The organism is Veillonella sp. 3913 (genome assembly GCF_003992235.1).
Taxonomy (GTDB): domain Bacteria; phylum Bacillota; class Negativicutes; order Veillonellales; family Veillonellaceae; genus F0422.
In genome coordinates this window covers 1-16,722 of the sequence record NZ_RQVF01000009.1, presented here as the reverse complement: position 1 = coordinate 16,722, position 16,722 = coordinate 1, and the positions used below count along the sequence as shown (strand labels likewise).

At 40.2% G+C, this 16,722-nt stretch carries 32 protein-coding genes; 31 read left to right on the top strand and 1 reads right to left on the bottom strand.

Going from position 1 to position 16,722, the window contains the following annotated elements:
- The 31 genes from EO113_RS08350 to rplQ form a co-directional block, all read left to right on the top strand.
- On the top strand, positions 1-76 hold a 76-nt coding region (locus tag EO113_RS08350; RefSeq protein WP_164723757.1), incomplete at its 5' end, for a hypothetical protein.
- Between the two features lie 159 nt (positions 77-235).
- A complete protein-coding gene (gene rpsJ / locus EO113_RS08005) occupies positions 236-547 on the top strand; it encodes a 30S ribosomal protein S10 (RefSeq protein ID WP_009353924.1) in 312 nt (103 codons plus the stop codon).
- Positions 548-566: 19 nt separating this feature from the next.
- Positions 567-1,208, top strand: a complete 642-nt coding sequence (gene rplC, locus EO113_RS08000) for a 50S ribosomal protein L3 (protein ID WP_009353879.1) — start codon at positions 567-569, stop codon at positions 1,206-1,208.
- Between the two features lie 25 nt (positions 1,209-1,233).
- Positions 1,234-1,857, top strand: a complete 624-nt coding sequence (gene rplD, locus EO113_RS07995; RefSeq protein ID WP_009353880.1) for a 50S ribosomal protein L4 — start codon at positions 1,234-1,236, stop codon at positions 1,855-1,857.
- Positions 1,857-2,141 (top strand): 50S ribosomal protein L23, encoded by a 285-nt coding sequence (rplW, locus tag EO113_RS07990; RefSeq protein ID WP_009353943.1) that lies wholly within the window; start codon positions 1,857-1,859, stop codon positions 2,139-2,141. Before rplD ends, rplW begins: the two co-directional genes overlap by 1 nt.
- A gap of 23 nt (positions 2,142-2,164) precedes the next feature.
- Positions 2,165-2,995, top strand: coding sequence for a 50S ribosomal protein L2 (gene rplB / locus EO113_RS07985; RefSeq protein WP_009353898.1), 831 nt, complete (start codon positions 2,165-2,167; stop codon positions 2,993-2,995).
- A gap of 22 nt (positions 2,996-3,017) precedes the next feature.
- Positions 3,018-3,299, top strand: coding sequence for a 30S ribosomal protein S19 (rpsS, locus tag EO113_RS07980; RefSeq protein ID WP_009353934.1), 282 nt, complete (start codon positions 3,018-3,020; stop codon positions 3,297-3,299).
- An 11-nt stretch (positions 3,300-3,310) separates the two neighbouring features.
- Positions 3,311-3,646 carry a 50S ribosomal protein L22 gene (gene rplV, locus EO113_RS07975; RefSeq protein WP_009353926.1) on the top strand — a complete coding sequence of 112 codons (336 nt, stop codon included), beginning with the start codon at positions 3,311-3,313 and terminating at the stop codon, positions 3,644-3,646.
- Between the two features lie 18 nt (positions 3,647-3,664).
- Entirely contained in the window at positions 3,665-4,330 is a 666-nt protein-coding gene (gene rpsC, locus EO113_RS07970) for a 30S ribosomal protein S3 (RefSeq protein WP_009353925.1), read from the top strand.
- Complete coding sequence (rplP, locus tag EO113_RS07965; protein ID WP_009353916.1) at positions 4,330-4,767, top strand: 50S ribosomal protein L16; 438 nt, start codon at positions 4,330-4,332, stop codon at positions 4,765-4,767. Before rpsC ends, rplP begins: the two co-directional genes overlap by 1 nt.
- Positions 4,757-4,957, top strand: coding sequence for a 50S ribosomal protein L29 (rpmC, locus tag EO113_RS07960; RefSeq protein ID WP_009353915.1), 201 nt, complete (start codon positions 4,757-4,759; stop codon positions 4,955-4,957). Before rplP ends, rpmC begins: the two co-directional genes overlap by 11 nt.
- 39 nt (positions 4,958-4,996) lie before the next feature.
- Positions 4,997-5,257 (top strand): 30S ribosomal protein S17, encoded by a 261-nt coding sequence (gene rpsQ / locus EO113_RS07955; protein WP_009353932.1) that lies wholly within the window; start codon positions 4,997-4,999, stop codon positions 5,255-5,257.
- A gap of 24 nt (positions 5,258-5,281) precedes the next feature.
- Positions 5,282-5,650: a 50S ribosomal protein L14 gene (gene rplN, locus EO113_RS07950; RefSeq protein WP_009353930.1), complete on the top strand. Its 369-nt coding sequence runs from the start codon at positions 5,282-5,284 to the stop codon at positions 5,648-5,650.
- 16 nt (positions 5,651-5,666) lie between these two features.
- A complete protein-coding gene (gene rplX, locus EO113_RS07945; RefSeq protein ID WP_127135997.1) occupies positions 5,667-5,984 on the top strand; it encodes a 50S ribosomal protein L24 in 318 nt (105 codons plus the stop codon).
- 27 nt (positions 5,985-6,011) lie between these two features.
- The gene (rplE, locus tag EO113_RS07940; protein WP_009353920.1) at positions 6,012-6,551 is read left to right on the top strand and encodes a 50S ribosomal protein L5; all 540 of its coding nucleotides are present in this window, start codon (positions 6,012-6,014) and stop codon (positions 6,549-6,551) included.
- Between the two features lie 17 nt (positions 6,552-6,568).
- Positions 6,569-6,838, top strand: a complete 270-nt coding sequence (gene rpsN / locus EO113_RS07935) for a 30S ribosomal protein S14 (RefSeq protein WP_009353911.1) — start codon at positions 6,569-6,571, stop codon at positions 6,836-6,838.
- A 28-nt stretch (positions 6,839-6,866) separates the two neighbouring features.
- Positions 6,867-7,265, top strand: coding sequence for a 30S ribosomal protein S8 (rpsH, locus tag EO113_RS07930; RefSeq protein ID WP_009353887.1), 399 nt, complete (start codon positions 6,867-6,869; stop codon positions 7,263-7,265).
- A 24-nt stretch (positions 7,266-7,289) separates the two neighbouring features.
- A complete protein-coding gene (gene rplF, locus EO113_RS07925) occupies positions 7,290-7,835 on the top strand; it encodes a 50S ribosomal protein L6 (protein WP_009353919.1) in 546 nt (181 codons plus the stop codon).
- A 31-nt stretch (positions 7,836-7,866) separates the two neighbouring features.
- Positions 7,867-8,229 (top strand): 50S ribosomal protein L18, encoded by a 363-nt coding sequence (rplR, locus tag EO113_RS07920; protein WP_009353882.1) that lies wholly within the window; start codon positions 7,867-7,869, stop codon positions 8,227-8,229.
- Positions 8,230-8,247: 18 nt separating this feature from the next.
- Entirely contained in the window at positions 8,248-8,748 is a 501-nt protein-coding gene (rpsE, locus tag EO113_RS07915) for a 30S ribosomal protein S5 (protein ID WP_009353893.1), read from the top strand.
- 14 nt (positions 8,749-8,762) lie between these two features.
- The gene (rpmD, locus tag EO113_RS07910) at positions 8,763-8,942 is read left to right on the top strand and encodes a 50S ribosomal protein L30 (protein WP_009353936.1); all 180 of its coding nucleotides are present in this window, start codon (positions 8,763-8,765) and stop codon (positions 8,940-8,942) included.
- Between the two features lie 19 nt (positions 8,943-8,961).
- Positions 8,962-9,402 (top strand): 50S ribosomal protein L15, encoded by a 441-nt coding sequence (gene rplO, locus EO113_RS07905; protein WP_009353906.1) that lies wholly within the window; start codon positions 8,962-8,964, stop codon positions 9,400-9,402.
- Between the two features lies 1 nt (position 9,403).
- Positions 9,404-10,666 carry a preprotein translocase subunit SecY gene (secY, locus tag EO113_RS07900; RefSeq protein ID WP_127135996.1) on the top strand — a complete coding sequence of 421 codons (1,263 nt, stop codon included), beginning with the start codon at positions 9,404-9,406 and terminating at the stop codon, positions 10,664-10,666.
- An 11-nt stretch (positions 10,667-10,677) separates the two neighbouring features.
- Positions 10,678-11,241 carry an adenylate kinase gene (locus EO113_RS07895; protein ID WP_009353894.1) on the top strand — a complete coding sequence of 188 codons (564 nt, stop codon included), beginning with the start codon at positions 10,678-10,680 and terminating at the stop codon, positions 11,239-11,241.
- A gap of 3 nt (positions 11,242-11,244) precedes the next feature.
- On the top strand, positions 11,245-12,015 hold the full coding sequence (gene map / locus EO113_RS07890) for a type I methionyl aminopeptidase (RefSeq protein WP_009353874.1): 771 nt from the start codon (positions 11,245-11,247) through the stop codon (positions 12,013-12,015).
- A 23-nt stretch (positions 12,016-12,038) separates the two neighbouring features.
- A complete protein-coding gene (gene infA, locus EO113_RS07885; protein ID WP_009353944.1) occupies positions 12,039-12,257 on the top strand; it encodes a translation initiation factor IF-1 in 219 nt (72 codons plus the stop codon).
- A 26-nt stretch (positions 12,258-12,283) separates the two neighbouring features.
- Positions 12,284-12,397 (top strand): 50S ribosomal protein L36, encoded by a 114-nt coding sequence (gene rpmJ, locus EO113_RS07880; protein WP_007391661.1) that lies wholly within the window; start codon positions 12,284-12,286, stop codon positions 12,395-12,397.
- Between the two features lie 22 nt (positions 12,398-12,419).
- The gene (rpsM, locus tag EO113_RS07875) at positions 12,420-12,788 is read left to right on the top strand and encodes a 30S ribosomal protein S13 (protein ID WP_009353922.1); all 369 of its coding nucleotides are present in this window, start codon (positions 12,420-12,422) and stop codon (positions 12,786-12,788) included.
- Positions 12,789-12,803: 15 nt separating this feature from the next.
- On the top strand, positions 12,804-13,193 hold the full coding sequence (gene rpsK / locus EO113_RS07870; RefSeq protein WP_009353912.1) for a 30S ribosomal protein S11: 390 nt from the start codon (positions 12,804-12,806) through the stop codon (positions 13,191-13,193).
- Positions 13,194-13,244: 51 nt separating this feature from the next.
- Positions 13,245-14,252 carry a DNA-directed RNA polymerase subunit alpha gene (locus EO113_RS07865; RefSeq protein ID WP_009353885.1) on the top strand — a complete coding sequence of 336 codons (1,008 nt, stop codon included), beginning with the start codon at positions 13,245-13,247 and terminating at the stop codon, positions 14,250-14,252.
- A 14-nt stretch (positions 14,253-14,266) separates the two neighbouring features.
- Positions 14,267-14,605 carry a 50S ribosomal protein L17 gene (gene rplQ, locus EO113_RS07860; protein WP_009353923.1) on the top strand — a complete coding sequence of 113 codons (339 nt, stop codon included), beginning with the start codon at positions 14,267-14,269 and terminating at the stop codon, positions 14,603-14,605.
- A gap of 114 nt (positions 14,606-14,719) precedes the next feature.
- Here rplQ and EO113_RS07855 read toward each other — a convergent pair whose 3' ends face one another.
- Positions 14,720-16,363 carry a class I SAM-dependent methyltransferase gene (locus EO113_RS07855; RefSeq protein WP_127135995.1) on the bottom strand — a complete coding sequence of 548 codons (1,644 nt, stop codon included), beginning with the start codon at positions 16,361-16,363 and terminating at the stop codon, positions 14,720-14,722.
- Positions 16,364-16,722 lie beyond the last annotated feature (359 nt).

The window sequence follows — 16,722 nt, the reverse complement described above, 5'->3', positions numbered from 1 at the left end:
AGAAGGTTTACGTTTCGCGATTCGCGAAGGTGGCCATACAGTAGGCGCTGGTGTTGTTACAGCTATCGAAGCATAATCTGACTGAAAGATTATCTATATAAACCGTGCAATCAAGGAGCGGCAAACTTGCCGCTCTTAGGTTGTGTATAAACTATGATATAGAAGGTTGCCCTCGCGAGGGAGAATTTCTATGGAGCAGTTCATTCTGGAAATGGACGAAGGGAGATATATAACAATGGCAAAACAACAAAAAATCCGTATTCGCTTGAAAGCATATGATCACAAAGCATTGGATCAAAGTGCTCAACGTATTGTAGACGTTGCAAAACGCAATGGCGCATTGGTTTCTGGACCAATTCCATTGCCTACAGAAAAAAACATTTTCACGATTCTTCGTTCTCCACATGTTAACAAAGATTCTCGTGAACAATTCGAAATGCGTACACATAAACGCTTAGTAGAAATTATTGAACCAAATTCGAAAACAGTAGATGCAATCACTCGCCTTGATTTGCCAGCTGGTGTATCTATTGAAATAAAATTATAAGAAATAAGGAGGTGCGATTATGTCTAAAGCTATTTTGGGTAAAAAGTTAGGAATGACTCAAGTCTTCACTACTGAAGGCAAACTAGTTCCTGTCACTGTAGTGGAAACTACACCTAGCGTAGTAGTGCAAGTAAAAACTGTTGAATCCGACGGTTACAATGCAGTACAGCTTGGATACGGTTCCATTAAAGAAAAACATTTAACTAAACCTGTAAAAGGCCAGTTCGATAAAGCCGGCGTTGCGCCAGTTAAATATCTTCGTGAACTTCGCCTTGCTGAAGCAACTGATTACACAGTGGGCCAAACTCTGGCAGCTGATATCTTCGCAGAAGGTGAGCTAGTAGATGTTGTGGGTACAGGTAAAGGTAAAGGTTTCGCTGGTACAATTAAGCGTCATAACTTTAGCCGTGGTCCTGAAACTCATGGTTCCAAATCTCATCGTGAACCAGGTTCCATCGGTCCAATGATCTCCGGTGGCGGCGGTAAAGTATTTAAAGGTAAAAAACTTCCTGGACAAATGGGTGGTGGCAGAGTTACTGTACAACGTCTATCTGTTGTAAAAGTTGATACTGAACGTAACCTTTTATTAATCAAAGGTGGCATCCCTGGTGCTAAAGGTAGCCTAGTGATGGTTCGCAACACAGTAAAACCTGTTAAATAACTAATTGTCGAAAGGAGGATACATAATGCCAACAGTAACTAAATACAACATGTCCGGCGCTAAAGTCGGCGAAATCCAGTTGAATGATGCAGTATTCGGTGTTGAAGTAAACGCTGCTGTTATGCATCAAGCCGTAGTTCGTCAATTATCTAACGAACGACTTGGTACACATGCAACTAAAACTCGAGGAGAAGTACGCGGTGGCGGTAAAAAACCTTGGAGACAAAAAGGTACAGGCCGTGCTCGTGCTGGTTCTAGCCGTTCCCCAATTTGGGTAGGTGGTGGTATCACGTTTGGTCCACAACCACGTAGCTACTATAAAGCTATGCCTCGTAAAGCTAGACGCTTAGCAGTTAAATCTGCATTATCTGATAAAGTAAATAACAGCGAATTGTTCGTAATCGACGAATTGAAATTAGCTGCACCAAAAACTAAAGAAGTATTAAATATTCTTAATAACTTCCAAGTAGGTGACGCAAAAGTTCTTTTCATCACTGATGGTGATGTAAATGTGGAATTATCTGCTCGTAACATTCAAGGTGTGAAAGCTCTTCCATACACGAACATTAATATCTTCGATTTATTGCATCACGACAAACTCTTCATCGCTGAAGGTGCTATTGCAAAAATTGAGGAGGTGCTTGGATAATGAACAAATTTGATGTATTAATTCGTCCAATCATTACAGAAAAAACAACTTTGTTAATGCAAGAAAACAAATACACTTTCCAAGTTCCTTTGAATGCGAACAAAGTAGAAATCCGTAAAGCTGTTGAATCTATCTTCAACGTAAAAGTAGAAAAAGTAGCCACTATCCGTGTATTAGGAAAAACTAAACGCATGGGTCGCACAATGGGTAAACGTAGCGATTATAAAAAAGCTATCGTAACTCTAAAAGCTGGCGAAACTATTGAATTATTTGAAGGTGTATAAGAGTCTAGTAAGGAGGCCCAATAATGGCAATTAAATCATTTAAACCGTACTCCGCTGGTCGTCGGTTTATGACAGTGTCTGCCTTTACTGAAATTACAGCAAGCAAACCTGAAAAATCCTTGCTCGCAAAAGTAACTTCTAAAGGTGGTCGTAATAACACTGGTAAAATGACAGTACGTCATCAAGGTGGCGGTCATAAACGTCAATACCGTATTATTGACTTCAAACGTACTAAAGATAATATCCCAGCTCGCGTAGCTACAATCGAATACGATCCTAACCGTAGTGCTCGTATTGCATTGTTAAACTATGCAGATGGTGAAAAACGTTATATCATTGCTCCACATGGTCTTAAAGTGGGTGATGTAGTTTACTCCGGTCCTGAATCCGATATTAAACCAGGTAATGCATTACCATTGGCTAATATCCCATTGGGTACTCAAGTACACAACATCGAAATGAAAATCGGTAAAGGCGGACAAATCGTTCGTTCTGCTGGTACTTCCGCTCAATTAATGGCGAAAGAAGGCAACTATGCATTACTTCGTTTACCATCTGGTGAACTTCGTCGTGTACGCGTAGAATGCCGTGCTACAGTAGGTGTTGTATCTAACATTGACCATGAAAATATCACTATTGGTAAAGCTGGCCGTCAACGTTGGTTAGGCATTCGTCCTGGCAACCGCGGGGTTACAATGAACCCTTGTGACCATCCTCATGGTGGTGGTGAAGGTAAATCTCCAGTTGGTCGTAAACATCCTGTTACACCTTGGGGTAAACCAGCTCATGGCGTTAAAACTCGCGACAAGAAAAAAGCTTCTAGCAAGTTAATCGTTAAACGTCGTACAAAATAGGATATAGGAAGGAGATATAACAGTGTCCAGATCAATTAAAAAAGGCCCTTTTGTTGCAGAATCTCTTCTGAAAAAAATTGATGCCTTAAATGAAACTAATGATAAAAAAGTAGTAAAAACCTGGTCCCGTGCATCTACTATTTTCCCACAATTTGTAGGCCATACGATTGCTGTGCATGATGGTCGCAAACATGTACCTGTATTCATTACAGAAGATATGGTAGGTCATAAATTAGGTGAGTTCGCTCCTACACGTACTTATAAAGGTCATGGTAAGGACGAAAAATCTACAGGCAGAAAATAGGAGGATTTAACATGGAAGCAAAAGCAATCGCTAGACATATTCGTATTGCGCCTCGTAAAATCCGCATCGTTGCAGATTTAGTGCGCGGTAAAAACATCGGCGAAGCATTTGCCATCTTGAAGTTTACTCCGAAAGTTGGCGCCGATGTAGTAACTAAAGTTTTGACATCTGCTATTGCAAATGCAGAACACAATTTTGATATGAATGTAGATAATCTTTATGTGTCCGAGATCTTTGTTGATCAAGGCCCAACAATGAAACGCATTCATCCTCGTTCCCGTGGACAGGCTTTCAAAATTTTGAAACGTTCTAGCCACGTAACAGTAGTTGTTAAAGAAAGAGCTTAATCGAAGGAGGGAAACAGAGTGGGTCAAAAAGTAAATCCACATGGCTTGCGTGTTGGTATCGTAAAAGATTGGGACGCAAAATGGTATGCTGATAAAGATTTCGCATCTAACCTTCATGAAGACGTAAAAATTCGTACTTTCTTGAAGAAAACACTTTTCATTGCTGGTATTTCCCGCATTGAAATTGAGCGTACAAATAAACGTATTAAAGTAACTATCCACACAGCTAAACCAGGTATGGTTATTGGTAAAGGTGGACAAGGTATCGAAGATATCCGTAAAGAGTTAAAACGTTTTACAGATAAACAAATCGATGTAAACATTGCTGAAATTAAACAAGTAGACATGGAAGCTCAACTTGTTGCTGAAAGCATTGCTAGTCAATTGGAACGCCGTGTAAGCTTCCGTCGTGCAATGAAACAAGCAGTAGGTCGCACTATGCGTTTAGGCGCTAACGGTATCAAAGTAATGGTATCCGGTCGTCTTGGCGGTGCAGAGATCGCTCGTAGCGAATCTTACCGTGAAGGTTCCATTCCACTTCATACACTTCGTGCAAATATCGACTATGCAACAGCAGAAGCACATACAACATATGGTTGCATCGGTATTAAAGTATGGATCTACAAAGGTGAAGTTTTGCCAGAAGCTAAACAAACATCTAAAAAGGAAGAAGGTGACAACTAATGCTAATTCCAAAGCGCGTAAAACATCGTAAACAATTCCGCGGTCGTATGAAAGGCCGTGCAATGCGTGGTAACAAAGTTGCTCATGGTGATTTCGGTTTAGTAGCATTAGAGCCATCTTGGATCACAAACCGTCAAATCGAAGCAGCCCGTATTGCTATGACACGTTACATTAAACGTGGTGGTAAAGTTTGGATTAAAATTTTCCCTGATAAACCAATCACTGCAAAACCAGCAGGCGTTCGTATGGGTTCCGGTAAAGGTTCTCCAGAAAAATGGGTAGCAGTAGTTCGCCCAGGACGTGTAATGTTTGAAATGAACGGCGTTCCAGAAGTAGTGGCTCGCGAAGCTATGCGTCTTGCAAGCCATAAACTTCCAATCAAAACGAAGTTCGTTGTTAAGGGTAAAGAATTGGGTGGTGACGTAAATGAAGGTTAATGACATTCGCAATTTGAGCGCTGCCGAGTTGAACACTAAAGTTTCCGAATTGAAAGAAGAGTTGTTTAACCTACGTTTTCAACTCGCTACTGGTCAATTAGAAAATCCAATGCGTATCCGTGAAGTTAAAAAAACTATCGCTCGTATCAAAACTGTACAACGAGAAGAAGAAATTAAAGGTAACGCATAATAACAAATTTTGTTTGGATTGAATAGGAGGCTTAAAGTCGTGGCAGAAGTAAGAAATGTACGAAAAGCACGTGTAGGTAAAGTTGTAAGCAACAAAATGGACAAAACAGTTGTTGTACAAATCGATCGTAAAGTACCTCACGAATTATATAGCAAGCCAATGGTAACAAGCAAACGTTTTAAAGCTCATGATGAAAATAACGAATGCTTAGTTGGCGATATCGTAAAAATCGTAGAAACTCGTCCATTATCTAAAGATAAACGTTGGAGAGTTGTAGAAATTATTGAAAGACAAAAATAATCAGTGATGTAAGGAGGAAAAGTCATGATCCAGCAACAAACAATTTTGAATGTTGCCGATAACACTGGTGCGAAACGCATTATGTGCATCCAAGTGATGGGCGGTTCTTACCGTAAATTTGGCAATATTGGTGACGTAATCGTTGCTTCTGTAAAAGATGCATCACCCGGTGGCGTTGTCAAGAAAGGCGACGTTGTAAAAGCCGTTATTGTTCGTTCTAAAAAAGGCATCCGTCGTCAAGATGGTTCCTATATCCGTTTCGATGAGAACGCTGCTGTAGTTATTAAAGACGACAAAAGCCCTCGCGGAACTCGTATTTTCGGACCTGTAGCAAGAGAACTTCGTGAAAAAGATTTCATGAAAATTATCTCCCTTGCTCCAGAAGTGTTATAAGAAGGAGGAGCTCAACATGTCCCAAAAACTACATGTTAAAAAAGGTGATACAGTTGTTGTTATCTCCGGCAAGGAAAAAGGTAAACAAGGCGAAATCATCGCTGTTGATATCAAAAAAGAACGAGTAACTGTAAAAGGTCTTAACCTAGTTAAACGTCATACAAAACCTAGCCAAGCGAACCCTCAAGGTGGCATCATTGAAAAAGAAGGTACAATCCATGTATCCAATGTAATGGTGTTAGATCCTGAACAAAAAGTTCCAACTCGTACTAAAAAAGTTGAGGGAAATGGTTCTTTAGTTCGTGTAGCTGTTAAAAGTGGCGCTAAACTTTAATTGATAAGGAAAGGAGGTCTTTTACAAATGTCTCGTTTACAAGAAAAATATACTTCTGAAATTAAGAAGGCTTTACAAGAGAAATTCCAATATGGCAACGTAATGGAAATTCCTAAATTAGAAAAAATCGTAATCAATATCGGCGTAGGCGATGCTGTTGGTAACTCCAAAGCATTGGACGCAGCTGTTAAAGATTTAGAAATTATCGCTGGTCAAAAACCAGTCGTAACTCGCGCGAAAAAATCCATTGCGAACTTTAAAGTTCGTGAAGGTATGCCTCTTGGCACAAAAGTAACTCTTCGTGGCGAACGCATGTATGAATTCCTCGATAAATTGATTAATGCGGCATTGCCTCGCGTGCGTGACTTCCGTGGTATCAGCGCTAAAGCGTTTGATGGTCGTGGTAACTATGCATTGGGCCTAAAAGAGCAATTAATCTTCCCTGAAATCGAATACGATCAAGTAGAACGAGTAACAGGTATGGATATTATCTTCGTAACAACAGCTAACACTGACGAAGAAGCTCGTGAATTATTGGCACAATTCGGCATGCCTTTTGAAAAATAATTAGGAGGAAACGATAGATGGCTAAAAAATCTATGATCGAACGTGAGAAAAAACGTGCACGTATCGTTGCAAAATATGCAGCAAAACGCGAAGCGTTAAAAGCAGCAGGCGATTATGAAGGTTTATCCAAATTACCTGCCAACGCATCCCCAACACGCTTGCACAACCGTTGCAACTTAACAGGTCGTCCTCATGGTTATATACGCAAATTCGGTATTAGCCGTATTGCGTTCCGTGAATTGGCGTACAAAGGACAAATCCCTGGCGTGAAAAAAGCTAGTTGGTAATAGGATAACGAGAGGAGGTTTTTAGAAGATGGTAATGACAGATCCGATTGCGGATATGCTGACTCGCATCCGTAATGCAAACTCTGCACTTCATGAAACAGTTGAAATCCCTGCTTCTAAAATGAAGGCTGCTGTTTTAGCTATCCTTAAAGACGAAGGTTTCGTTAAGGAAGTTGAAACAATTGAAAATGAAAAACATGCTACTTTAAAAGTAACATTGAAATATGGTTCTAATAATGAAAAAGTAATTACCGGTATTAAACGTATCTCTAAACCAGGTCTACGTGTATACGCGAAAAAGGAAGAACTTCCTCGCGTACTTGGTGGTTTAGGTATTGCAGTTATTTCTACATCTAAAGGCATTATGAGCGACAAACAAGCTCGTAAAGAAGGCTTAGGTGGCGAAGTAATCGCTTACGTTTGGTAATCATAGCAATAGGAGGTAGAAAGAATGTCACGTGTCGGTAGAATGCCTATCGAGATCCCAGCTGGCGTAACAGTATCTCAAAACGAGAATACGTTAACGGTTAAGGGTGCAAAAGGTGAATTAACTCGTACTTTCCATCCGGATATTAACATTGCTGTTGAAGAAAATGTAATCACAGTAACTCGTCCTAGCGATGGAAAAGAACACCGTTCTTTACACGGTTTAACTCGTGCTCTTGTTGCAAATATGGTAACAGGCGTACATGAAGGCTTTACTAAAACTTTAGAAATCAATGGCGTTGGTTACAGAGCGGCTAAGCAAGGTAACAAACTTGCTTTAACATTGGGCTTCTCCCATCCAGTAGAGATGGAAGCTCCTGCTGGTATTACAATCGATGTCCCAGCTCCTAATAAAATCGTTGTTTCTGGTGCTGACAAAGAAGTTGTTGGTGCAGTAGCAGCTGATATTCGTAAATGGAGAAAACCAGAACCTTACAAAGGTAAAGGTATCCGTTACGAAGGCGAAGTTGTTCGTCGTAAAGCAGGTAAAGCTGGCGCTAAAGGTAAGTAATAACAGTTTACATTAGAAAGGAGTGGACATCTTGGCAGGAACATCCAAACGCAAAATTGCTCGTGCAAAACGTCATTTACGTTTACGTCGTCACATTTCCGGTACGGCTGCACGTCCTCGCTTGAACGTATATCGTTCTTTAAGCAATATTTATGCTCAAGTCATTGATGACGTAGCTGGCAAAACATTAGTATCTGCTAGCTCTCAAGATAAAGAATTAAATCTTTCCTACGGCGGTAACGTAGCTGCTGCTAAAGCAGTTGGTGAAGCTGTTGCGAAAAAAGCAATTGCTGCAGGTATCGATACAGTAGTATTTGACCGCGGTGGTTACATTTATCATGGTCGTGTAGCAGCCCTTGCAGAAGGTGCTCGTGAAGCAGGCTTAAAATTCTAAGAAGGAGGAACTATAGACATGGCAAGAATTGATTACACAACTCTTGATCTTAAAGAAAGAGTAGTATTCATCAACCGCGTAGCCAAAGTTGTTAAAGGTGGTCGTCGTTTTTCCTTCAGCGCCCTTGTAGTTGTTGGTGACGGCAACGGTCATGTAGGTGTTGGCTTAGGTAAAGCTGCGGAAGTACCTGATGCAATCCGTAAAGGCATTGATGATGCTAAGAAAAACCTTATTCATGTTGTTATTAAAAATGGTACAATCCCTCATACAGTTACAGGAACATTCGGCGCAGGTCGTGTATTCTTGAAACCAGCTGCAGAAGGTACTGGAGTTATCGCTGGTGGCCCAGTGCGTGCCGTATTGGAATTAGTTGGTGTTCGTAACATCTTGACTAAATCCTTAGGATCTTCTAATCCTAACAACATGGTTCGCGCAACACTAGAAGGTTTAGCTCAATTAAAACGAGCTCAAGACGTGGCTGCACTTCGTGGCAAAACTCTTGAAGAAATTTACGGTTAATAAGGAGACCAATAATGGCACAAGTTAAAGTAACATTAACAAAAAGCTTAATCGGTCGTCCTGCAGATCAACGTGCGACTGTTAAAGCTCTTGGATTGAAAAAAACTAACTCCCAAGTAGTTAAAGAAGTGACACCTCAAATCGAAGGTATGCTTCATAAAGTTAGACATTTAGTAAAAGTAGAAGAAGTATAATAGATAAGGAGGTGCACGAATGAAACTTCATGAATTAGCTCCGGCTGCAGGTTCCAAAAAAACTCGTACTCGTGTAGGTCGTGGTCTTGGATCCGGTTTAGGTAAAACTTCCGGTCGTGGTCAAAAAGGTCAAAATTCTCGTAGTGGTGGCGGTGTGCGCACTGGCTTCGAAGGTGGCCAAATGCCTCTTTATCGTCGTTTACCAAAACGTGGTTTCAAAAATATCTTTGCACTTCAATATGCAGAAGTTAATGTATCCCAATTGAATCGTTTTGAAGACGGTGCAACTGTAGATCCAGTAGCTCTTATTGAAGCTGGTATTTTGAAAAACGTACGTGATGGTATCCGTATCCTTGGTAACGGAACTTTAGAACGTAAATTAACTGTTATCGCTAACGGATTTACAAAATCTGCAGTAGAAAAAATCGAAGCAGCAGGTGGAAAAGTAGAGGTGATCTAGGGTGCTAGATGGCCTCTTGAATATCACAAAAGTAACGGAATTACGCAACAAAGTAGTTTATACATTACTTATGTTCATTGTCTTTCGCTTAGGTATCCATATTCCGGTACCTGGCGTAGAGGCATCTGTTATTGAAAGCTTATTCACCAGTGGTAACTTATTTGGTTTGCTAGATTTGTTCGCCGGTGGTGCGTTAAGTAAGTTCTCTATCTTTGCAATGAGTATTACTCCTTATATCAATGCATCAATCATTATGCAATTGTTAGGAGCCGTAGTACCAACATTTGAAGCATGGAGTAAAGATGGAGAAGAAGGGCGTAAAAAAATTGCTAAAGTAACACGTTATGGTACAGTAATTCTTGGCTTTATTCAAGCCTTTGGTATGACTTATGCATTACGTGCTAGCAACGCACTTATTGATAATAGCTTCATGTCTGTAATTCTAATCTCTATTATTTTGACAGCAGGAACATGTTTCTTGATGTGGGTAGGAGAACAAATTACAGCTCATGGCATAGGTAATGGTATTTCTCTCATTATCTTTGCTGGTATCGTGGCGCGATTCCCTGATGGGGTTCAAACCATTTACCAGTACCTACAAGTAGGTACAATTAATGTATTTCAAGCGATTCTATTTGCTATCATTGCGGTAGCTATGATCGTTCTTGTAATTGCTGTGACACAAGGCCAACGTCGAATTCCTATTCAATATGCTAAACGCGTAGTAGGACGAAAAATGTATGGTGGTCACTCAACATTCCTGCCGTTGAAAGTCAATCAAGCAGGGGTTATCCCAATTATCTTTGCGTCATCCATATTGATGTTCCCAGCCACATTGGCACAATTTGTACAAGTACCTTGGGTACAAACAGTTGCAAGTTATTTCCAATGGGGAACGCCGATACAAACTATTTTGTATGCTGTGTTGATTTTATTTTTTACATACTTCTATACAGCTATCTCAATCAATATTACGGATATGGCAGATAATATGAAAAAACACGGTGGTTTTATCCCAGGTATTCGCCCAGGAAAACCGACTGCTGACTATGTAGACCGAGTAATGACTCGAATTACATTAGTAGGTGCATTTTTCTTAGCTTTCGTTGCAATCTTACCAAATATGATTGGTGGATTGACAGGTATTCAAGGTGTGTACTTTGGTGGTACAGCACTACTTATCGTGGTGGGCGTAGCATTAGATACAATGCAACAAGTAGAATCTTTAGTATTAACACGCCAATATAAGGGCTTTGTGAAATAGGAGATTATGATATGTATATTTTATTAATGGGACCTCCAGGTGCTGGTAAAGGCACGCAGGCAGCTCGTCTGATTGAAAAATATGGTATCCCTCAAATTTCTACAGGTGACATGTTCCGTGCCGCTGTAAAAGAATCTACTCCATTAGGATTAGAAGCTAAGAAATATATGGATGCTGGACAATTAGTTCCAGATAGCGTTACCATTGGCATCGTTCGTGAACGCTTGTCCAAGGATGACTGTAAACAAGGTTTCATTTTAGATGGCTTCCCTCGAACAACAGCACAAGCTGTTTCTTTGGATGCGATTTTAAAAGAAATGAACATCGTTCTTGATGCTGTACTTAATTTAAGTGTTCCCTCTGAAGAGTTGGTTCGACGCATCAGTGAAAGAGCACGTCTTGAAAATCGTGATGATGACAAACCGGAAACAGTACAGAAACGTCTTGCTGTATACGAAGAGTCTACTAAACCATTGATCGATTACTATCGTAATAGTGGTCAATATGTAGAAATCAACGGCTTACAGGATGTGGACACAGTATTTGCAAATATCGTTACGGCTTTGGAGAAATAATCAATGATTATTTTTAAATCGCCCGAAGAAATTGAGCATATCCGAAAGGCATCTCAACTGACAGCAGCAACGTTAACCGAGCTTGCTAAACTAGTTAAGCCGGGTGTTTCAACGCTTGAGTTAGACCAATTTGCCGAAGAATATATTCGCAGTCATGGAGGAGTTCCAAGCTGCATTGGTTACTATGGGTATCCAGCAACTATCTGTGCTTCCATAAATCATGAAGTGGTACATGGGATTCCAAGTGCATCTCGTATACTAAAAGATGGCGATGTCATCAGCATTGATTTAGTATCATCTATTAATGGATATCATGGGGATTCTGCTATTACTGTTCCAGTAGGAGAAGTAAGTCCTAAAGTCTATGCATTACTAAAAGTTACAGAGGAATGTCTTTTCAAAGGGATTGAACAAGCTGTAGCGGGTAATCATGTAGGAGATATTTCCCATGCCGTACAATCTCATGCAGAACGTCATAGATATGGTGTTGTGCGAGATTTTGTAGGACATGGTTTAGGAAAAAGCATGCATGAAGATCCACAAGTTCCAAATTATGGTACTAAGGGCAAAGGTCCAGAACTTAGACCAGGAATGGTCATCTGTATTGAGCCAATGATTACTATGGGCACGCACAAAGTAAGAGTTCTTGAAGACAACTGGACTGCGGTCACAATGGACCGTAAGCCAGCTGCTCACTTTGAACATACCATTGCCATTACTGAAAATGGTACTGAAATACTTACTATGCGTGATACACCGAGGTTAATACAATAACCAGTAACCGGAGGATAAAAGATATGTCAAAAGAAGACGTTATTGAAGTGGAAGGTACGGTCGTTGAGGCACTACCAAATGCTATGTTCCAAGTTGAATTGGAAAATGGTCATGTGGTTTTGGCTCATGTGTCAGGTAAAATGCGTATGAATTTTATCCGTATCCTTCCTGGTGATAAAGTTACTATGGAACTGACACCATATGACTTAAGCCGTGGTCGCATCACCTATCGCTTTAAGTAAGCATAGGATCCACAAAGGAGGTACTTATGAAGGTTAAACCATCAGTTAAAAAGATATGCGAAAAATGTAAAATTATTAAACGTAAAGGCCGTGTAATGGTTATTTGCGAAAACCCAAAACATAAACAAAAACAAGGATAATTGATAGGAGGTGGATGAATAGATGGCACGTATAGCCGGTGTAGATTTACCACGTGACAAACGTGTGGAAATTGGTTTAACTTATATTTACGGTATCGGTCTTACTCTTTCTAAAGAAGTATTAGCAAAAACTGGTATCAACCCAGATACTCGCGTTCGTGATTTAAGTGAAGATGAAGTAGCTAAAATCCGTGAACTTCTTGATGCAGAGTATAAAGTAGAAGGTGATCTTCGTCGTGAAGAAGCACTTAACATTAAACGCTTAATTGAAATCAACTCCTATCGCGGTAAACGTCATCGTATGGGACTTCCATGTCGTGGTCAACGTACGAAGACAAATGCTCGTACTCGTAAGGGTCCTCGTAAAGCAATCGCAGGTAAGAAGAAATAATAAAGGAGGGATATTGTGGCTAAGAAAACAGTTAGATCCAAAAGAAAAGAAAAGAAACATATCGAATCTGGTGCAGCGCATATTCGCTCCACTTTTAACAACACTATCGTTACAGTAACAGACGTAAACGGTAATGCTCTTTCTTGGGCATCTGCTGGTGGTCTAGGTTTCCGTGGTTCCCGTAAATCCACTCCATTTGCAGCACAAATGGCAGCTGAACAAGCGGCAAAAGCAGCTATGGAACACGGTCTTCGCACTGTAGAAGTATTTGTTAAAGGTCCAGGATCTGGTCGTGAAGCAGCGATTCGTGCGTTGCAAGCAGCTGGTCTTGAAGTAACAAGCATTAAAGATGTGACTCCAATTCCTCATAACGGCTGTCGTCCTCCAAAACGTCGTCGCGTATAATCTGAGCTATATACTTAGAAAAGTGACAAGTTTTAGAGGAGGGTATACCTGATGAGCGAAGAAAAAAAACTTAGAATCGAGAAAGTAGTAATGACTGAAGATGGCCGCTACGGTAAATTCGTATGCGAGCCATTGGATCGTGGTTATGGTATTACTCTCGGTAATAGCTTGCGTCGCATTTTGCTTTCATCCTTAGATGGAGCAGCAATTACTTCCATCAAGATTGACGGAGTACTTCATGAGTTCTCTACGATTGAAGGTGTTCGTGAGGATGTATCCGATATTATTCTGAACCTTAAACAGTTGTGCATTCGTCTTGAAGATGAAGCACCTGTACCGATGGATGTACATATCGATGTTCGTAAAGATGGAGTATTAACAGCAGGTGACTTGATTCAATTCATGCCTCCTGAAGTCGAAGTCTTAAATCCAGAATTGGTAATTGCTACAATGGATGAAGCAGCTCATCTTGTAATGGATGTGCGTATCGAACGCGGTAAAGGATATGTACCATCTACTAAGAATAAACGTGAAGATGATATGATTGGTCAAATTCCAATTGATTCTATCTTCTCGCCAATTCTAAGAGCAAAATATGAAGTCAGCGATGTCCGCGTGGGCAACGAAATGGACTTTGATAAGCTTACTTTAGAAGTTTGGACAAATGGTTCTATTACAGCATCTGATGCAATTGCTAAATCTGCAGCAATCATGATTTCCTATCTAGGAAACTTTACTCGACTAGCTCATTCTCATGATATGATTAATGTAGGGGAAAGTGAAGCAGAATTAACAAGTGCAAATGGTCAAGAAGGTGGCGATATTGATGCTGAACCTAAAGGACCAACGACAATTCCTATTGAAGATCTTGAGTTGTCTGTTCGTGCTTTCAATTGTTTGAAACGTGCTAACATTCATACTATCGGTGACTTAACTGGTAAAACAGAAGACGAATTAGGAAAAATCCGCAATTTAGGGAAAAAATCTGTAGAAGAAATTCTAGAGAAATTACAATCTTACAATGAGAGTAATGATTCCTTAACATCTCAAAGCGAATAAGAGGAGAAAGACTAATGGCATACAGAAAATTAGGCCGCAACAGTTCCGCTCGTAAAGCGTTGTTCCGCGGTATGGTAACATCTCTCTTCGTACATGAACGCATTGAAACAACAGAAGCAAAAGCAAAAGAGCTTCGCAAATATGTTGATGAAATGATTACATTAGGCAAACGTGGCGACTTACATGCTCGTCGTCAAGTTCTTGCTTTTCTTATGAACGAAGATGCAGTAAAAAAATTATTTGATGAAATTGCTCCAAAATATGCTGAGCGCAACGGTGGTTACACTCGTGTAATCAAACTTGGCCTTCGTAAAGGCGATGCAGCTCCATTGGCTATTCTTGAGCTTGTATAATCAACAGCAATCTGGTTGTGATAGGATGAGTTTCACTCATTCTGTTGCAGCCTTTTTTGCTTTTCTATGGAAAACAGCGACTCTGTCCGGTGGGATGGAGTCGCTGTTTTGGTATTAATTAAATTGTGTTTCGTCCACTTCAAAGAAACCAAAGTATTCCATACGTCGAATCATTTCTTCGTAGAAAGCAAGGATCATAGTGTATTTGTTGGATTGTTGTAAGGCTAGAGGGCTAATGCTTTCTTCTGTCATAGCCTCGTAGATTTTGCACATCACATCATGTTTTGTGGTTGGCTTACTGAGGAGTTTCATGAACTCTAAATCTTCTTCGTTGAAATCGGAGATAGGATCATTGTAGCGGTTGCCAGGGTAGATGTAAGCGTTCACACCTTCTTGTGGCATAATCTCTACGAATGGAATATATCGCTCAGGGATGTAGCTTTTCTTTTCTTCAAAAATATGATGTTTGAAAGGATGCTCTGCTTCCAACACAGACAGGCTGATACCACCTTGGATAATGTGTTCCACCAAGAATTGATAGAACAATGGTAAGCACATGTCAGGAATGGTATGCTCTCCTGTATAGGTCACTAGTGTGTTATCTTTCACATAGAAGTGAGGGCCCTCCTGTTGGAATAAGTTTGCTAACCCTTTTATGATAGTGGTATCTTGTATGTCAGAGATTGGCATCCGTTTTGCCAAGTCTTCAAAGATGGGTTCTAAGTGTTCCGATGGAATACGTAGTGTGAATAGGAATTGCTCCAAGTTATGTTGGAAATCTGTATCTGTGAGAGATGTTTCGGTAATGCGTTTTGGCGTAGCCCCTTTATGAGTGAACAAGGATTTGCGGAATGCTGTGTTCAGCATGAAATCGATGTACTGTTCTCGTGCCAATGGGTCATGAGGGGCAAGTTCTTGTAATTTAGTGCGCAATGTTTCGTCATACACATCAGGGAATGATAAATTTAGATCACAGTCGCAGAGGTAGGTGAATCCATGCTCTGTCATATGGTCTATGCATTGGTGAAAGTACACCGGCGAGTTCACTGGTTCTAAATGGTCATGACCTACATAGCAATCTTGTTTTTGCAATGTTTGACGTAAAGCTTGTAAAAACGGACCTTGTTGGTTTTTTACTGTGTCGTATTCGAGCATGAGAGCACCTAGCTTACTTGCCACCGTTTTACCATGGCGCACTTTTTCACGATGGTTTAATGTGTCTACATCTTTGTTAGCAAACTCTAAGAGAGCACGTACACTATCCATTTTATGCCAACCTGGGTAAGTATTATAGGACATGTACAAGATACCATTCTCTGCTAGATGCTCTTTGCAGAGGCGAAGAAAATTATCTTTCGTTTCCTCGTCCACCCAAGAATAGAAACCATGAGCAATGATGTAATCGTAAGTACCGAGGTGCTCGTGACTTTCATTTACGTCGCCTTCTAGCAAATCTAGATTAGTGATACCTAGTTGATCGATATAGGTTTTGCCCACGCTCACTTGTGTCGGGGCAATTTCGATGCCTGTGAAAGTAGCCTGTGGATAGAACAGGGCCTGAGAAATTAAGTTACCGCCGTAGGAAGATCCGATTTCCAAAATGTGAGCAGTGCTTGCAGGGGCTGGTGAAAGTCCTAATAGACGAGCATAACTTTCTAGGAACGGAGCTGACGCATACGGGAAAGGTTGGGAAAGATACCCTAAGTCAGCATAGATTTCCTTGGCTTGCTCTTTAGTCATTCGTGTGTTATATCGCATAAAAACTCCTTTATTTTCTGAGGTATCGTAGACTGACTCAGAAAGTTTTGTAAATGGTTTATGTAATCTACTTATCGTATCATAAGTATAACAGAAAAGAGATAAATTACATACTATGAACTATGGTGACTATATGCTGGAATTATTTTGTAGAGAAAATGAGTGTATTCTATTGTAACCGTTAAGGTATATATGGATGTAAAAAAGAATATACTACAGAATACGTCAATGAGAATAATTTTGAAATAAAAAATAGTTATATGTAGTATAACCAATGGAAATGCGGGGGGGGGGGTGTTTTTTTTTTTATTTTTTTATATTATTTTTATTATTTATTTTTTATTTTTTTAAAAAAATAT

Coding starts and splice junctions, on each gene's coding strand:
- rplE (WP_009353920.1), top strand. CDS start 6,012: ATGTCTCGTTTACAAGAAAAATATACTTCTGAAATTAAGAAGGCTTTA.
- rplN (WP_009353930.1), top strand. CDS start 5,282: ATGATCCAGCAACAAACAATTTTGAATGTTGCCGATAACACTGGTGCG.
- rplO (WP_009353906.1), top strand. CDS start 8,962: ATGAAACTTCATGAATTAGCTCCGGCTGCAGGTTCCAAAAAAACTCGT.
- rplD (WP_009353880.1), top strand. CDS start 1,234: ATGCCAACAGTAACTAAATACAACATGTCCGGCGCTAAAGTCGGCGAA.
- rpmJ (WP_007391661.1), top strand. CDS start 12,284: ATGAAGGTTAAACCATCAGTTAAAAAGATATGCGAAAAATGTAAAATT.
- rpsJ (WP_009353924.1), top strand. CDS start 236: ATGGCAAAACAACAAAAAATCCGTATTCGCTTGAAAGCATATGATCAC.
- infA (WP_009353944.1), top strand. CDS start 12,039: ATGTCAAAAGAAGACGTTATTGAAGTGGAAGGTACGGTCGTTGAGGCA.
- rpsM (WP_009353922.1), top strand. CDS start 12,420: ATGGCACGTATAGCCGGTGTAGATTTACCACGTGACAAACGTGTGGAA.
- rpsH (WP_009353887.1), top strand. CDS start 6,867: ATGGTAATGACAGATCCGATTGCGGATATGCTGACTCGCATCCGTAAT.
- rplX (WP_127135997.1), top strand. CDS start 5,667: ATGTCCCAAAAACTACATGTTAAAAAAGGTGATACAGTTGTTGTTATC.
- EO113_RS07865 (WP_009353885.1), top strand. CDS start 13,245: ATGAGCGAAGAAAAAAAACTTAGAATCGAGAAAGTAGTAATGACTGAA.
- rplF (WP_009353919.1), top strand. CDS start 7,290: ATGTCACGTGTCGGTAGAATGCCTATCGAGATCCCAGCTGGCGTAACA.
- rplW (WP_009353943.1), top strand. CDS start 1,857: ATGAACAAATTTGATGTATTAATTCGTCCAATCATTACAGAAAAAACA.
- rplV (WP_009353926.1), top strand. CDS start 3,311: ATGGAAGCAAAAGCAATCGCTAGACATATTCGTATTGCGCCTCGTAAA.
- rpsN (WP_009353911.1), top strand. CDS start 6,569: ATGGCTAAAAAATCTATGATCGAACGTGAGAAAAAACGTGCACGTATC.
- rplP (WP_009353916.1), top strand. CDS start 4,330: ATGCTAATTCCAAAGCGCGTAAAACATCGTAAACAATTCCGCGGTCGT.
- rpmD (WP_009353936.1), top strand. CDS start 8,763: ATGGCACAAGTTAAAGTAACATTAACAAAAAGCTTAATCGGTCGTCCT.
- rpsE (WP_009353893.1), top strand. CDS start 8,248: ATGGCAAGAATTGATTACACAACTCTTGATCTTAAAGAAAGAGTAGTA.
- EO113_RS07855 (WP_127135995.1), bottom strand. CDS start 16,363: ATGCGATATAACACACGAATGACTAAAGAGCAAGCCAAGGAAATCTAT.
- map (WP_009353874.1), top strand. CDS start 11,245: ATGATTATTTTTAAATCGCCCGAAGAAATTGAGCATATCCGAAAGGCA.
- EO113_RS07895 (WP_009353894.1), top strand. CDS start 10,678: ATGTATATTTTATTAATGGGACCTCCAGGTGCTGGTAAAGGCACGCAG.
- rplC (WP_009353879.1), top strand. CDS start 567: ATGTCTAAAGCTATTTTGGGTAAAAAGTTAGGAATGACTCAAGTCTTC.
- rplB (WP_009353898.1), top strand. CDS start 2,165: ATGGCAATTAAATCATTTAAACCGTACTCCGCTGGTCGTCGGTTTATG.
- rpmC (WP_009353915.1), top strand. CDS start 4,757: ATGAAGGTTAATGACATTCGCAATTTGAGCGCTGCCGAGTTGAACACT.
- rplQ (WP_009353923.1), top strand. CDS start 14,267: ATGGCATACAGAAAATTAGGCCGCAACAGTTCCGCTCGTAAAGCGTTG.